Raw genomic sequence first — 13,857 nt, 5'->3', positions numbered from 1 at the left:
GTGCGGTATCCAAATCGCACGATTCCTGCAATTAACCACGCCCGCTCGTCAGGATTGTGAGGCCAGGGCGACATTCGGCCGCGCGTGGACGGTTGCAGCGAATGTGTTAGTTTCCCACATATCCAATGGGTTCGGAGCCCCGATTGTTAGCCAAATTTAATGTCGGCAGACAGCGGTATCCGAGATAGAATTTGACGAACCGGCGGCATGGAGACCCTCGTGCCGGACCGGACAACCAACGGGAATTCGACCATGTCGGACCTAGACCGTAACTACGCTTCTCCTTTCGGCAGGGCCGCCGGGCGTGTTGACGCCGCTGCGGTCGACGCCGGTCTGCGCGCCTACATGCTGCGCATCTACAATTACATGAGCATTGGCCTCGCCATCACCGGCCTCGCCGCGCTCGGCGTCTACATGGCTGCCGTGACGGACGTTCCGACGCCGGAAGCCGTCCGCGTCGGCAAGCTGTTCCTGACGCCGTTCGGCTACGCGATGTTCGTAAGCCCGCTGAAATGGCTGTTCATGCTGGCGCCCCTCGCCATGGTGTTCGTCATTTCGGCCGGCATCAACCGCCTCGCCCCCTCGACTGCCCAGATCCTGTTCTGGGTGTTCTCGGCGCTGATGGGCATCTCGCTGTCCTCGATCTTCCTGGTGTTCACGCACACCTCGATCGTGCGGGTGTTCTTCATCACCGCGGCGACCTTCGGTGCGCTGAGCCTCTACGGCTACACCACGCGTCGTGACCTGACCGGGATGGGCTCGTTCCTGTTCATGGGCCTGATCGGCATCATCATCGCGAGCCTGGTGAACCTGTTCCTGGCCAGCACGGCGCTGCAGTTCATCGTGTCGGTGGTCGGCGTGCTTGTGTTCGCGGGCCTCACCGCCTGGGATACGCAGCGGCTGAAGAACGACTACATCTACGGCTACGCGTCGGCCGGCGGTGACATCGCAGAGCGTGCGGCGATCACCGGTGCGCTGTCGCTGTACCTGAACTTCATCAACCTGTTCACGCTGCTGCTGCAGCTGCTCGGCCAGCGCGACTAAGCGGTAGACCCGAGCGAACGACACGAACCCCGGCCGAAAGGCCGGGGTTTTTATTTGGGCTGACTGCATCCCCAAACACCGTCGTTGCGAGCGCAGCGAAGCAATTCAGAAATGCGCCCGCGGAGGGGCTCTGGATTGCTTCGTCGCAAGGGCTCCTCGCAATGACGGAGTACGTGAACGCGGCATTGCCCCTTTCAGCGGTTCCGGGAACGCTTTAATCTACCCTCATGTCCGCACCTGAGATCAGGCCCACCACTGAGGCCGACCTTTCCGCCATCACCGCCATCTACCAGCAGGCCGTCCGCGAGGGCACGGCGACGTTCGAGCTGGAACCGCCCGACCTTGCCGAGATGACGCGGCGCTATCGCGCGCTGATTGATGGGGGCTATCCCCACTTCGTCGCCATGCTCGACGGACGCGTGGCCGGCTATGCCTATGCCGGCGCCTACCGGCCGCGGCCGGCCTATCGCTTCACGGTCGAGAACTCGATCTATCTCGATCCGTCGTTCCACCGCCGCGGCATCGGCCTGTTGCTGCTGGAGCGGCTGATCACCGAATGCGAAGCGCGCGGCTTCCGCCAGATGATCGCCGTGATCGGCGATTCCGCCAACGCCGGCTCGATTGGGGTCCACACCAGGGGCGGCTTCAGGATGATCGGCACGCATCCCAATGTCGGGCTGAAGTTCGGCCGGTGGCTGGACACCGTGATGATGCAGCGCGACCTCGGCGAGGGCGGCAGCACGGTACCGACCAAGTAGGACCTCGTAGGGTGGGCAAAGCGAAGCGTGCCCACGATTGCCGCAGCGGTCGCGGAGGGCACGGCGCGTTGCGCCTTTGCCCACCCTACGGCAGCTAAACGACCGCCAGCTTGCGGTCGATCACCAGCAGCACGCGCTCGAGCTCGTGGCCGCGGCGCAGGATCAGGCCGGTGGCCGAGATTACACTGTACATGCCCTGCTTGCGCGCCAGCCGCGGATCTTTCTCGATGCGATAGATCGGCACTTCAGAGGCGCGGCGATAGACCGAGAACACCGCCCGGTCCTTGAGGAAGTCGATGGCATAGTCGCGCCATTCGCCGTCGGCGACCATGCGGCCGTAGAGATTGAGGATGCGATGCAGTTCCAGCCGGTTGAACGTCACCCGGTTGCCTTGGGAATTCGCAGCGGCGACACGCGCCACTGCGCGCTGCTCGCTCGGATCGGCATCCTCCGACAGATTCATGGGCGCCTCCTGTCGCACAACATGATCGCGTCCGCGAAACCGTCGCGGGAACCCGCGGATCATGACAGTTGCATGATTGCGCCAACTGCTGCTTACCGCAAGAGGTTCCCGGCCAATCCCGCCAGAGCGTGGGCGAATCAGGGCACACGCTATGGTAGAACTTCTCAGCGACAAACCGTCACGGGATCGTTAGCAGGAATCATAGTCTCGCCTCTTTTCCGCCTAGCGACTGCCGCCCTGCATTGCGAAAAGACTCATGTGCGTTGGCCCGGTCCTTTCGGTTCCGGATTCCTCAGCCCCCAGCCCCCCGGGGTCGTCAGGATCGGGTCTGTACGCGCGACAAGGAGGGCCAACGCGAGTTGGTCCTTTTTTGTTTGTATCGGGTCGGGATGTGTGCCCGCTGTCATTCCGAGGCGCGCCAAGCGCGAGCCCGGAATCCATCGATCCAATTTTCCAAGATGAGAAATGGATTCCGGGCTCGCGCCAAGAGGCGCGCCCCGGAATGACGAAGGGAAGATCTTCGGAAACTATTTACGCGCTTCAATGCAGCGACGTGTACGCCGCGCCCAGCATCGGACCGGGCTTTTCGCGATTGCCGTCCTGGACGTAGACCACCGCGCCGTCGACGCCGTCGCGAGTCAGGTTCTCGATCGGCACCGTCCAGCTTTCCGGACGGCCGTTCCAGTCGCCAACCTTGAGCACGTTGCGGACCACGTTGTGGTAGGTAATCTGCTGCCCACGATTCTCGCCGCGGCCGATCGCGATCGGCACCGACTTCGAGATCGAGCAGATCCAGACCTCGCCGTGCGAGACCGCCGGCTCCTTGCTCGCCGCCACCGACACGTTGATCTGCTTGCCCGCCAGCGACATCGTTACCGGCACGCTCATGACGGATTCATTCTTGGTGGTATTTCCGATCGCACTTTCGATACCGGCGAGATCGCTGCCGATGACATGCGCCGAGCCGTTGACCACGACCTGCGGCGTATAGACCTCACGGTCGCCGCGCATGCGCGAATAAGCGCGCTGCCGTGCGGAGAAGCGCGAATCCGCCAGCGTGTCCTTCCAGCCGAGATAATCCCAATAGTCGATCGGCATGCTCAGCGCGATGATCGAGGGATCCTTGGAGAGTTCGCCGATGATTGCGTCGGCGGGCGGACAGGACGAGCAGCCCTGCGAGGTGAAGAGTTCGACCACGGCGCGGGGATCGGCGTGGGCGGGACGAATGATGGCGATGATGGCACAGACGCTGAGTGCTCCCGACCAGAATGCACCAGACCAGCGTGAAATTTGATTAGTAGCCATCATTCCAGTCATGTCGAACGTCGCACATCCTAGCTCGTGGGGGAAAAATCGTATCGCTTGATGGTCACCGTAATCTTACGGGGCGCGGCACATTGATCCACCAAGGCGGAGTTTTCCGCCGGGCGGGCCCATCTGAAGCGTGCCGCAAACGCGCGAAGGCGGCCTTTTGATAGGCCGCCTTCGTTTAAGCTTCTACTCACTTCGCAGTGAGCCACCGTTCACAAATCCGCGCTTATGCCGCGAGCTTGCGCAGCACGTAGTGCAGGATGCCGCCGTTCCGGTAGTAGTCGAGCTCGTCCAGCGTATCGATCCGGCAGAGCAGCTGGACGCGCTGGAGCGAGCCGTCGCCGGAAACGATCTCCGCGGTCAGCTTCTGACGCGGCTTGAGGTCGCCGACGAGGCCGCGCAGCGTGACCTTCTCGTCGCCCTTCAGGCCAAGCGACTGCCAGGAGGTGCCTTCCTCGAAGGTGAGCGGCAGGACGCCCATGCCGACCAGGTTGGAGCGGTGGATGCGCTCGAAGCTCTGGCAGACCACGGCGCGGACGCCGAGCAGGCGCGTGCCCTTCGCAGCCCAGTCGCGCGAGGAGCCGTTGCCGTATTCGGCGCCGGCGAACACGACCAGCGGCACGTTCTCCTGCTGGTACTTCATCGCGGCGTCGTAGATCGACATCTGCTCGCCGTCGGGCCAGTGCTTGGTCAGACCGCCTTCGGGAATGTTGCCGTCGGCACCCTTGAGCATGAAGTTCTTGATGCGGATGTTGGCGAAGGTGCCGCGCATCATCACTTCATGGTTGCCGCGGCGCGTGCCGTACTGATTGAAATCGGCCGGACGCACCTGGTGCTCGCTGAGATACTTGCCCGCGGGCGAGGTGAGCTTGATCGAGCCGGCCGGCGAGATGTGGTCGGTGGTGATCTTGTCGCCGAACATGGCGAGGATGCGCGCCTCGACGATGTCGGTGACCGGCTCCGGCTCCTTCTTCATGCCTTCGAAATAGGGCGGGTTCTGCACATAGGTCGAGCTCATGTTCCAGCGATAGGTCTCGCTCTCGACCGTCTTGATCTTGCGCCAGTTGGTGTCGCCCTTGAACACGTCGGCATACTTCTTCTTGAAGATCGACGCGGTCACGAACTTCTTCATGAAGGCGTTGATCTCCTTCGCCGTCGGCCAGATGTCCTTCAGGTACACCGGCTTGCCGTCCTTGCCTTCGCCGAGCGGCTCGGTGGCGAGGTTCTTGGTCACGCTGCCCGCAAGCGCATGGGCGACGACGAGCGGCGGCGAGGCGAGATAGTTCGCCTGCACGTCCGGCGAGACGCGGCCTTCGAAGTTGCGGTTGCCGGAGAGCACGGCGGCCGCAACGATGCCGTTGTCGTTGATCGACTTCGAGATCTCTTCAGGCAGCGGGCCGGAATTGCCGATGCAGGTGGTGCAGCCGAAGCCGACCAGGTTGAAGCCGACCTTGTCGAGATCGGCCTGCAGACCCGAATTGGCGAGATATTCGGCGACGACCTGGCTGCCCGGGGCGAGCGAGGTCTTCACCCACGGCTTCGCCTTCAGGCCTTTCTTGGCCGCGTTGCGCGCCAGCAGGCCGGCGCCGATCAGCACGCTCGGGTTGGAGGTGTTGGTGCAGGAGGTGATCGCCGCGATCACGACGTCGCCATGGCCGAGCTCGAAGTTCTTGCCCTCGACTGCGTAGCGCTTCTCGGCATCATCGCCCTTCTTGTACTCGTTGGCCATCGCCAGCGAGAAGCCTTCCGACACGGAGGGCAGCGCGACGCGGCCTTCGGGACGCTTGGGACCTGCCATCGACGGCACGACATCGCCGAGGTCGAGCGTCAGGGTCTCCGTGAACACCGGGTCCGGCGACTTGGCGGTGCGGAACAGGCCCTGCGCCTTGGCATAGGCCTGCACCAGCGCGACGCGCGCCGGGGCGCGGCCGGAGGTCTTGAGGTAATCGATCGCGGCAGCGTCGACCGGGAAGAAGCCGCAGGTCGCGCCGTATTCGGGCGCCATGTTGCCGATCGTGGCCTTGTCGGCGACCGAGAGGTTATCGAGGCCGGGGCCGAAGAACTCGACGAACTTGCCGACGACGCCAAGCTTGCGCAGCATCTGCGTGACCGTCAGCACGAGATCGGTCGCGGTGACGCCTTCCTTCAGCGAGCCCTTGAGCTTGAAGCCGACCACGTTCGGCAGCAGCATCGACAGCGGCTGGCCGAGCATGCAGGCTTCCGCCTCGATGCCGCCGACGCCCCAGCCGAGCACGGCAAGACCGTTGACCATGGTGGTGTGGGAATCGGTGCCGACCAGCGAGTCGGGATAGGCGACCTCGAAGGTGCCGGTCTTCTTGCCGACCGTCATCTTCTCCTTCTTGGTCCAGACGGTCTGGGCGAGGTATTCGAGATTGACCTGGTGGCAGATGCCGGTGCCGGGCGGCACGACGGAGAAGTTCGAGAACGCCTTCTGGCCCCACTTCAGGAACTCGTAGCGCTCCTGGTTCTGCTTGTATTCCTCGGTGACGTTCTTGGCGAAGGCCTTGTTGTCGCCGAAGAAGTTCACGATCACGGAGTGGTCGATGACGAGATCGACCGGCACCAGCGGGTTGATCTTCTCGGCATCGCCGCCGAGCTTCTGCATCGCGTTGCGCATCGCGGCGAGGTCGACCACCGCCGGCACGCCGGTGAAGTCCTGCATCAATACGCGGGCCGGGCGGAACGCGATCTCATGCTCAAGCGACTTCTTGCGCAGCCACTTGGACACCGCGACGATGTCCTCCTTCTTGACCGAGCGGCCGTCCTCGTTGCGCAGCAGGTTCTCGAGCAGGACCTTCATCGAATAGGGAAGTTTGGAAATTCCCTTCAGACCATTCTTCTCGGCCGTGGGCAGGCTGTAATAGACATAGGTCTTGGCGCCGACCTTGAGGGTCTTTTTGCATTTGAAGCTGTCGAGCGAGGTCATGTAGGAAATCCCAATTGTTAGTTATACCCGGCGAGGGTACTTTAACACCGTCAGCGAATCCGGCTGGGTCGCTTGCAGGGGCAGGTTGAGTTGCTGCATCAAGTAGTTCCGGGCTTATAGAAGCTTTCTAACCGCGCCGCCACAGCCACAATCGTACCGCAGCAATTCGCGAGCCAAAAATTCTGATGCGCTACCCCAAGATTTTCTTAGGGTTTTCTCTCGGGCCCTTCTGGGGGCTCCGTTGAGAGCTTCGACAAGCGGCGAGATGCAGCTCTCCGGACGCGGGCTCGTCTGCGTGCGGGGTGGCCGCGAGGTGTTCGCCGGGCTCGATTTCGAGGCGAGGTCCGGCGAGGCCGTGGCGGTGGTCGGCCGCAACGGGTCGGGCAAGACATCGCTGCTGCGGCTGATCGCCGGCCTGCTCGTTCCAGCTGGCGGCACGATTGCGCTGGCAGGAGGGGATTCCGAGCTCACGCTCCCCGAGCAATGCCACTATCTCGGCCATCGCGACGCTCTGAAGCCGGCGCTGAGCGTGGCGGAAAACCTGGCATTCTGGGCCGATTTTCTCGGCGGGGAGCGTTTTGACGCGGAGGGCAGCCTCACGACCGTCGGGCTCGACCACGCCACCGATCTGCCTGCGGCGTTCCTGTCGGCCGGCCAGCGCCGCCGGCTCTCGTTGGCCCGGCTGCTGACCGTCCGCCGCCCTGTCTGGCTGCTGGACGAGCCGACTGCGGCGCTCGATGCGGCCGGCCAGGACATGTTCGCCGGCCTGATGCGCGATCATCTCACCCACGGCGGCCTGATCATCGCCGCCACCCACGCCCCGCTCGGCATCGATGCGCGGGAGCTTCGGATCGGGGGTGCGGCGTGAGATTCACGGACCCTCAGCTTTCTGAGCGGCAGGGCTCCGCCCTCTTCGTTCTCGCCCCCTTGTCCGCCGAAGCTTTAGCGAAGGCGGGGGCGGGTCAGGGAGGGGGGTGCCACACGGTAAGCTCTCTCGGTTCAAGCACTCGGGACGCGGGGACTCCCCTGCTGGCGGTCCGCCCCCCACAAGCATCCTCCCCGGGGCTACCCCCCTGCCCCACCCTCCCCCGCCGGGAGGGAGGGAGCGCAGTGTGCCTGGGGCGCGAGGTGGTCATGCATTGCTCCTCCTCGATCGGAGGCATCCCATGACGGCCCTTGCTGCTCTCATTCGACGGGACATCCGGATCGCGCTCCGCGTTGGCGGCGGGGCGCTGATTGGGGTGCTGTTCTTCCTGACCGTGGTGGTGCTGATGCCGTTCGCGGTGGGGCCGGATCTGGCGCTCCTGTCGCGGCTCGGGCCGGCCATCCTGTGGCTGGGCGCGCTGCTGGCGAGCCTGCTCACGCTGGACCGGCTGTTCATGGCCGACCATGAGGACGGCTCGCTCGACCTGATCACGATGAGCCGGACGCCGCTGGAACTCGCCTGCGCCGCCAAAGCGCTGGCGCATTGGCTGGCGGCGGGCCTGCCGCTGATTGTCGCAACCCCCGTGCTCGGGCTGCTGCTCAACCTCGACATGGTCGCAACCGGCGCCGTGGCGCTGACGCTGCTGGCCGGCACGCCGGCGCTGACCTTCACCGGCATGATCGGCGCCGCGCTGGCGGTGACCCTGCATCGGGGCGGCCTCCTGATGGCGGTTCTGGTGCTGCCGCTGTCGATTCCGGTGCTGATCTTCGGCGTCGCGGCCTCGCAGGCGGCGATCACCGGGCCATTGTCGTTCGGCGCGCCGTTCTCGATCCTCTGCGCTCTGTCGCTGGTCAGCCTCGTGGTCGGCCCTTTCGCGGCGGCCATGAGCCTCAGACATGGGCTCGACTGATCTTGACCCCGATCAACTTTCGCTGCGCCCTTTCGTGCTCATTGCCTGAGCGGTCCCCGGTGATTATCAGGACACCATGACGCTGATCGACCTCGCCAACCCGACGCGGTTCCTCGCGCTGACAGCGCGCGTGCTGCCGTGGCTTGCGGCCGCAACCATCATCCTGCTCACGATCGGCCTCTATCAATCCGCTTTTGCGCCCGACGACTATCAGCAGGGCGCGACCGTGAAGATCATGTTCATCCATGTGCCCAATGCCTGGCTCTCGATGTTCGTGTGGGGCGTGATGAGCGTGGCTTCGCTCGGCACGCTGGTGTGGCGGCATCCGCTCGCCGACGTCGCCGCGAAATCGGCCGCGCCGATCGGCGCCGCCTTCACCTTCCTCGCGCTGGTCACGGGATCGCTGTGGGGCCGGCCGATGTGGGGCACCTATTGGGAGTGGGACGCGCGGCTGACCTCGGTGCTGATCCTGTTCCTGATGTATCTCGGCCTGATGGCGCTGTGGCGCGCCGTCGAGGACCCCTCGCGTGCGGCGCGCGCCGCCGCCGTGCTGACGCTGGTCGGCGCGATCAATCTTCCGATCATCAAGTTCTCGGTCGACTGGTGGAACACGCTGCATCAGCCGGCCTCGGTGATGCGCATGGGCGGCTCGACGCTCGACAAGTCGTTCCTGATCCCGCTGCTGGTGATGGCAATCGCGTTCACGCTGCTGTTCGTCACATTGCACTTGGCCGCGATGCGCAACGAGATCCTGCGCCGCCGCGTCCGCTCCCTGCAGATGATGCAGGCGAGCCAGAAGGCTGCATGACGATGTCGCTCGGCCCCTACGCGTCCTTCATCGTGACGTCCTATGCCGCCGCAGCCATCGTGGTCGTGATCCTGATCGGCTGGGTCATGATCGACTATCGCAACCAGACCCAGCGCCTGCGCGAGCTTGATCGCAGCGGCATCACCCGCCGCTCGGGGCGCAGCGCCACGGACAGGCCATGAGCGATTCATCGACCTCCGCCGCAAGGCAACGCCGCACCTTCCTGATGGTGCTGCCGCTGCTCGTCTTCCTCGCACTGGCGCTGCTGTTCTGGTTCCGGCTCGGCAGTGGCGATCCGTCGCGGATTCCGTCCGCGCTGATCGGGCATCCGGCCCCGCAAACCACGCTGCCGCCGCTCGACGGACTGCAGGAGGGCGGCGTGCAGGTGCCGGGACTCGACCCGGCCGCATTCAAGGGCAAGGTCAGTCTCGTCAACGTCTGGGCCTCCTGGTGCGTCCCGTGCCACGACGAGGCGCCGCTCTTGACCGAGCTTGCCAAGGACAAGCGCTTCCAGATCGTCGGCATCAACTACAAGGACGCACCCGACAATGCGCGGCGCTTCCTCGGCCGTTACGGCAATCCCTTCGGTCGCGTCGGCCTGGATGCCAACGGCCGCGCCTCGATCGAGTGGGGCGTCTATGGCGTGCCGGAGACGTTCGTCGTCGGGCGCGAAGGCACCATCGTCTACAAGCTGGTCGGCCCGATCACGCCGGAGAATTTCCGGACGGTGCTGCTGCCGCAGCTGGAGAGGGCGCTGAAGTAGTCGCGGTCGTCATTGCGAGGAGCGAAGCGACGAAGCAATCCAGACTGTCACCGCGGCGGCAGTCTGGATTGCTTCGCTTCGCTCGCAATGACGAGCTGAAAGAGTCCTCAGCCCTTCCTGACGTCCCCCGCCTCGGCCTCGCTCGCCTCCAGCGACACCGGGTCGAGGTGATAGCGCTTGGTCAGCGGCATCTGCGCGATGGCGAAGATCATGGTCAGCGGCGTGACGCCGAACACCTTGAAGTTCACCCAGAAATCCGTGCTCTGCGTGCGCCAGACGATCTCGTTCAAGACCGCCATGCCGGCAAAAAACAGCGCCCAGCGCAAAGTGAGGATGCGCCAGCCCTGCGGCGTCAGGTTGAACATCTGGTCGAACATGATGGCGATGAAGGAACGGCCGAACAGAAGGCCGCCGCCGAGGATCGCGGCGAACAGGCCGTAGATGATGGTCGGCTTGACCTTGATGAAGGTCTCGTCGTGCAGCACCAAGGTCAGCGTGCCGAACACCAGCACGATGACGCCGGTCACGATGGCCATGATCGGTATATGGCGTGTCACTACATAGGACGCGATCATCGCCGCCACGATCGAGACCATGAAGGCACCGGTCGCCGCGAAGAGGTTGAACTTCGCGTTCACGAAGAAGAAGACGAGCAGCGGACCGAGCTCGGTCGCAAGCTTGAACAGCGGATGCGGCTGGGTCTTGTCCATACTCTCTTCCATCTCTCTCGTCCTTCGAGACGACCGCTTCGCGATCTCCTCAGGATGAGGACCTCACCTGTGGCACGACCTCGTCCTGAGGAGCGCGCCAGCGGCGCGCGTCTCGAAGGACGATGCTATTCGATTCCGGCGATCGCGCGGGCGAAATCGCGCGCGGTGAACGGCGCGAGATCGTCGACGCCTTCGCCGACGCCGATGAAATGCACCGGCAGTTTGAACTTCTCGGCGAGCGCGACCAGGATGCCGCCGCGCGCCGTGCCGTCGAGCTTCGTCATCACGAGGCCGGTGACCCCTGCGGTGCGATGGAACGCCTCGACCTGCGACAGCGCGTTCTGGCCGACGGTCGCATCCAGCACCAGCAGCACCGCATGCGGCGCCGTCGCATCGACCTTGCGGATCACGCGCACGACCTTTTCGAGCTCGTTCATCAGCTCGGCCTTGTTCTGCAGGCGCCCTGCGGTGTCGATCAGGAGCACGTCGATGTTCTGCTCCTTCGCCGCGGTGAGCGCGTTGAAGGCGAGGCTTGCCGAATCCGAGCCTTGCGCGCCCGCGATGACGGGCGTCCTGGTGCGCTCGCCCCAGACCTTGAGCTGCTCGATCGCGGCTGCGCGAAACGTGTCGCCAGCGGCCAGCATCACCTTGCGGCCTTCGGATGCGAACTTTGCCGAGAGCTTGCCGATGGTCGTGGTCTTGCCGGAGCCGTTGACGCCGACCACGAGGATGACGAACGGCTTCTTGCCCGCATCGATCTCGAGCGCCTTCGCGACCGGCGACAACACCTTCTCGACCTCGGTCGCGACGACGTCCTTCACCTCGTCCGCCGAGATCGCCTTGTCATAGCGCCCGGTGCCGACGGCATCGGCGATCCTGACCGCGACCTCGGTGCCGAGGTCGGCGCGCAACAGCACGTCCTCGATGTCGTCGAGCATGGCGCGGTCGAGCTTGCGCTTGGTGACGAGATCGGCGACCGCGGTCCCGAGCGAGGACGACGTGCGCTTGAGCCCATTGGACAGGCGGCGCCACCAGCTCAGCTTAGGGGTATCGGTGGTATCGTTCATGGTGGCGTGTTAGCCGTTCCGGCCCGTAAACGAAAGTCTTGACCGAAAGTCCTTGTCCTTGCTCGATGTTCCCGAATTGACCGCCGACGAAATCCTGGCGCGCGTGCTCCATCGCGACGGGCTGATGCTGGTCATCGACAAGCCGGCGGGCCTGCCGGTGCATCGCGGCCCCAAGGGCGGGGCGAACCTGGAAGCCTCATTCGATGCGCTTCGGTTCGGCCTGCCGCGGCCGCCGGTGCTCGCCCACCGGCTCGACAAGGACACCTCCGGTTGTCTTGTGCTCGGCCGCCATCGCAAGGCGACCGCCTCGCTAGGCCTGCTGTTCAAGCATGGCAAGATCGGCAAGACCTACTGGACAGTGGTCGAGGGCGGTCCTGCCGAGGACGAAGGCACGATCGACATGCCGCTCGGCCGGCTCAATGCCGAGCGCGGCTGGTGGCAGAAGCCGGACCCGGACGGGCAAAAGGCGGTGACCAATTGGAAGGTGATGGGCCGGGGCGCGGGTCTTACCTGGCTCGCCATGGAACCCGTCACCGGGCGCACCCATCAATTGCGCGTGCATTCGGCGGCGACTGGCTGGCCGATCGTCGGTGATAACATTTACGGCAACGGCCCGCGTTTCGGCGAGCCGCGCCTGCATCTGCATTCCCGCGAGATCGTCGTGCCGATCTCCCGGAACAAGGAGCCGGTCCGCGTGGTGGCCCCGGCGCCGGCCCATATGCACGAGCGGCTCAGCGCCTGCGGGTGGAACGGGGAGTAGGTGCCGCTGTCGTTCACCTCTCCCGCAAGCGGGAGAGGTCGCGCCAAAGGCGCGGGTGAGGGCCTTCTCCTCTTGGGGGCTCTCGATTGCGAAGACACCCTCTCCCCAGCCCTCTCCCGCAAGCGGGAGAGGGAGCCCACCTCCTTCGTGGTGTGATGTCACGACAGTACCGCGCATGGTTTACGAAACGTTCAGCGCTCGCTGCTAATGCTAGCGGTTGCTTAGAACAAGCTTCCGTAATCCCGCTCAGGACGAGCAGCGCGTGATGCCCAAGGCCCAGCTATCGATCATCAACGAGGTCGAATCCGCGATTCGCTTCGGCTCGGCGGAAAAGGGGCTGGAAACCGCCCGGCGCGTCACCGACCTGTTCCTGTCCTCCGCCGGCAGCTTCAACGACGAACAGATCGCGCTGTTCGACGACGTGCTCGAACGCCTGATCGGCACCATCGAGCTGCGCGCGATCGCCGACATGGGCGCGCGCGTCGCGCTCGCCGAGATCAGCGCGCAGCTCGCGCCGATCGCGCAGGCGCCGCCCTCCGTCATCCGCCGCCTCGCCAACAATGACGAGATCCGCATCGCAGGCCCCGTGCTGCAGGAATCGGCGCGCCTCGACGATGGCGAGCTGGTGAAGATCGCCGCGACCAAGGGCGAGCCGCATCTGCTCGCGGTCGCCGGCCGCTGGTGGCTGAAGGAGATCGTCACCGACGCGCTGCTGGCGCGCCGCTATCCGAGCGTCAGCCGCAAGCTCGCCGCCAATCCCGGTGCACGCGTCTCGGGAGGCGGATTTGCCGTCATCGTCGGACAGGCCGAGTCCGATCCGGACCTGGCCGTGAGCGTCGGCGTGCGGGTCGATTTGCCGTCGGAGCTGCGCCGGCAATTGCTGCGCTCGGCGACGGATACCGTTCGCACACGATTATTGTCGCGCGCGCCGCCGCATCTGTTCGAGGAGATCCAGAGCGCGATTGCAGCCGTCAGTGTCGGCGTCGAGCGCGAGATGTCGAGCATTCGCGACTTCGAAGGCGCCAAACGCGCCATCGCGGGTCTCAAGGCGACCGGCCAACTCAGCGAAGCGACGCTGCTCGGCTTCGCCACGCAGCGACGGTATGAGGAGACCGTGGCGGCCCTGGCGGTGCTGGCCGGCTCCACTATCGAGGTCATCCGCCCGCTGATGCAGAGCCTGCGCGATGACGGCCTGCTGGTGCCGTGCCGCGCGGCGCAGCTCAGTTGGGAAACGACCGCCGCCGTGCTGGGGAGCCGTTACGCCACCGGCGCGATGAAGCCAGCGGATCTCGCCAAAGCAAGGGGCCACTACGCCCGCATGACACCGGAGAATGCACTCCGGACGCTGCGGTTCTGGCAGGTAAGGGCGTTGTAGGGCGCGCATTTAGGCA

At 64.8% G+C, this 13,857-nt stretch carries 14 protein-coding genes; 9 read left to right on the top strand and 5 right to left on the bottom strand.

What is annotated here, in order from left to right; translation table 11 throughout:
* Positions 1–252 precede the first annotated feature (252 nt).
* Together K289_RS0127665 and K289_RS0127660 are read left to right on the top strand one after the other, a co-directional pair.
* Positions 253–1,044 (top strand): Bax inhibitor-1/YccA family protein, encoded by a 792-nt coding sequence (locus tag K289_RS0127665; protein ID WP_027554482.1) that lies wholly within the window; start codon positions 253–255, stop codon positions 1,042–1,044.
* Between the two features lie 227 nt (positions 1,045–1,271).
* Positions 1,272–1,802, top strand: a complete 531-nt coding sequence (locus tag K289_RS0127660; protein WP_027554481.1) for a GNAT family N-acetyltransferase — start codon at positions 1,272–1,274, stop codon at positions 1,800–1,802.
* A 94-nt stretch (positions 1,803–1,896) separates the two neighbouring features.
* On the opposite strand, the gene K289_RS0127655 is transcribed toward K289_RS0127660, so the two are convergent.
* From K289_RS0127655 to acnA, 3 genes are all read right to left on the bottom strand, one after another.
* Positions 1,897–2,265: a DUF2794 domain-containing protein gene (locus K289_RS0127655; protein WP_027554480.1), complete on the bottom strand. Its 369-nt coding sequence runs from the start codon at positions 2,263–2,265 to the stop codon at positions 1,897–1,899.
* Positions 2,266–2,805: 540 nt separating this feature from the next.
* Positions 2,806–3,582 carry a thioredoxin family protein gene (locus K289_RS0127650; RefSeq protein WP_027554479.1) on the bottom strand — a complete coding sequence of 259 codons (777 nt, stop codon included), beginning with the start codon at positions 3,580–3,582 and terminating at the stop codon, positions 2,806–2,808.
* A gap of 220 nt (positions 3,583–3,802) precedes the next feature.
* Positions 3,803–6,523 (bottom strand): aconitate hydratase AcnA, encoded by a 2,721-nt coding sequence (gene acnA, locus K289_RS0127645; protein WP_027554478.1) that lies wholly within the window; start codon positions 6,521–6,523, stop codon positions 3,803–3,805.
* Between the two features lie 265 nt (positions 6,524–6,788).
* Here acnA and ccmA point away from each other — a divergent pair, with 265 nt between their 5' ends.
* The 5 genes from ccmA (at position 6,789) to K289_RS0127620 (ending at position 9,929) form a co-directional block, all read left to right on the top strand.
* On the top strand, positions 6,789–7,391 hold the full coding sequence (gene ccmA / locus K289_RS0127640) for a heme ABC exporter ATP-binding protein CcmA (protein ID WP_027554477.1): 603 nt from the start codon (positions 6,789–6,791) through the stop codon (positions 7,389–7,391).
* A gap of 298 nt (positions 7,392–7,689) precedes the next feature.
* Positions 7,690–8,358 carry a heme exporter protein CcmB gene (gene ccmB, locus K289_RS0127635; protein WP_027554476.1) on the top strand — a complete coding sequence of 223 codons (669 nt, stop codon included), beginning with the start codon at positions 7,690–7,692 and terminating at the stop codon, positions 8,356–8,358.
* Positions 8,359–8,434: 76 nt separating this feature from the next.
* Complete coding sequence (locus K289_RS0127630) at positions 8,435–9,166, top strand: heme ABC transporter permease (RefSeq protein ID WP_027554475.1); 732 nt, start codon at positions 8,435–8,437, stop codon at positions 9,164–9,166.
* Positions 9,163–9,348 (top strand): heme exporter protein CcmD, encoded by a 186-nt coding sequence (gene ccmD, locus K289_RS0127625; protein ID WP_027554474.1) that lies wholly within the window; start codon positions 9,163–9,165, stop codon positions 9,346–9,348. Before K289_RS0127630 ends, ccmD begins: the two co-directional genes overlap by 4 nt.
* Positions 9,345–9,929 carry a DsbE family thiol:disulfide interchange protein gene (locus K289_RS0127620; protein ID WP_027554473.1) on the top strand — a complete coding sequence of 195 codons (585 nt, stop codon included), beginning with the start codon at positions 9,345–9,347 and terminating at the stop codon, positions 9,927–9,929. The genes ccmD and K289_RS0127620 overlap by 4 nt, the downstream gene beginning before the upstream one ends.
* A gap of 107 nt (positions 9,930–10,036) precedes the next feature.
* On the opposite strand, the gene K289_RS0127615 is transcribed toward K289_RS0127620, so the two are convergent.
* The gene (locus K289_RS0127615; RefSeq protein ID WP_027554472.1) at positions 10,037–10,639 is read right to left on the bottom strand and encodes a septation protein A; all 603 of its coding nucleotides are present in this window, start codon (positions 10,637–10,639) and stop codon (positions 10,037–10,039) included.
* Between the two features lie 125 nt (positions 10,640–10,764).
* The gene (gene ftsY / locus K289_RS0127610; protein ID WP_027554471.1) at positions 10,765–11,706 is read right to left on the bottom strand and encodes a signal recognition particle-docking protein FtsY; all 942 of its coding nucleotides are present in this window, start codon (positions 11,704–11,706) and stop codon (positions 10,765–10,767) included.
* Between the two features lie 58 nt (positions 11,707–11,764).
* Here ftsY and K289_RS0127605 point away from each other — a divergent pair, with 58 nt between their 5' ends.
* Positions 11,765–12,466 carry an RluA family pseudouridine synthase gene (locus K289_RS0127605; protein ID WP_027554470.1) on the top strand — a complete coding sequence of 234 codons (702 nt, stop codon included), beginning with the start codon at positions 11,765–11,767 and terminating at the stop codon, positions 12,464–12,466.
* 265 nt (positions 12,467–12,731) lie between these two features.
* The gene (locus tag K289_RS0127600; RefSeq protein WP_027554469.1) at positions 12,732–13,841 is read left to right on the top strand and encodes a DUF2336 domain-containing protein; all 1,110 of its coding nucleotides are present in this window, start codon (positions 12,732–12,734) and stop codon (positions 13,839–13,841) included.
* The last annotated feature ends 16 nt before the right edge of the window (positions 13,842–13,857 follow it).

The organism is Bradyrhizobium sp. Cp5.3, from assembly GCF_000426265.1.
Taxonomy (GTDB): Bacteria; Pseudomonadota; Alphaproteobacteria; order Rhizobiales; family Xanthobacteraceae; genus Bradyrhizobium; species Bradyrhizobium neotropicale.
Note: the sequence above shows the minus strand (reverse complement) of the source record. Positions and strands in the feature narration are given on the sequence as shown.

Coding starts and splice junctions, on each gene's coding strand:
- ccmA (WP_027554477.1), top strand. CDS start 6,789: ATGCAGCTCTCCGGACGCGGGCTCGTCTGCGTGCGGGGTGGCCGCGAG.
- ccmD (WP_027554474.1), top strand. CDS start 9,163: ATGACGATGTCGCTCGGCCCCTACGCGTCCTTCATCGTGACGTCCTAT.
- K289_RS0127630 (WP_027554475.1), top strand. CDS start 8,435: ATGACGCTGATCGACCTCGCCAACCCGACGCGGTTCCTCGCGCTGACA.
- K289_RS0127615 (WP_027554472.1), bottom strand. CDS start 10,639: ATGGACAAGACCCAGCCGCATCCGCTGTTCAAGCTTGCGACCGAGCTC.
- K289_RS0127660 (WP_027554481.1), top strand. CDS start 1,272: ATGTCCGCACCTGAGATCAGGCCCACCACTGAGGCCGACCTTTCCGCC.
- ccmB (WP_027554476.1), top strand. CDS start 7,690: ATGACGGCCCTTGCTGCTCTCATTCGACGGGACATCCGGATCGCGCTC.
- K289_RS0127620 (WP_027554473.1), top strand. CDS start 9,345: ATGAGCGATTCATCGACCTCCGCCGCAAGGCAACGCCGCACCTTCCTG.
- acnA (WP_027554478.1), bottom strand. CDS start 6,523: ATGACCTCGCTCGACAGCTTCAAATGCAAAAAGACCCTCAAGGTCGGC.
- ftsY (WP_027554471.1), bottom strand. CDS start 11,706: ATGAACGATACCACCGATACCCCTAAGCTGAGCTGGTGGCGCCGCCTG.
- K289_RS0127655 (WP_027554480.1), bottom strand. CDS start 2,265: ATGAATCTGTCGGAGGATGCCGATCCGAGCGAGCAGCGCGCAGTGGCG.
- K289_RS0127600 (WP_027554469.1), top strand. CDS start 12,732: ATGCCCAAGGCCCAGCTATCGATCATCAACGAGGTCGAATCCGCGATT.
- K289_RS0127650 (WP_027554479.1), bottom strand. CDS start 3,582: ATGACTGGAATGATGGCTACTAATCAAATTTCACGCTGGTCTGGTGCA.
- K289_RS0127665 (WP_027554482.1), top strand. CDS start 253: ATGTCGGACCTAGACCGTAACTACGCTTCTCCTTTCGGCAGGGCCGCC.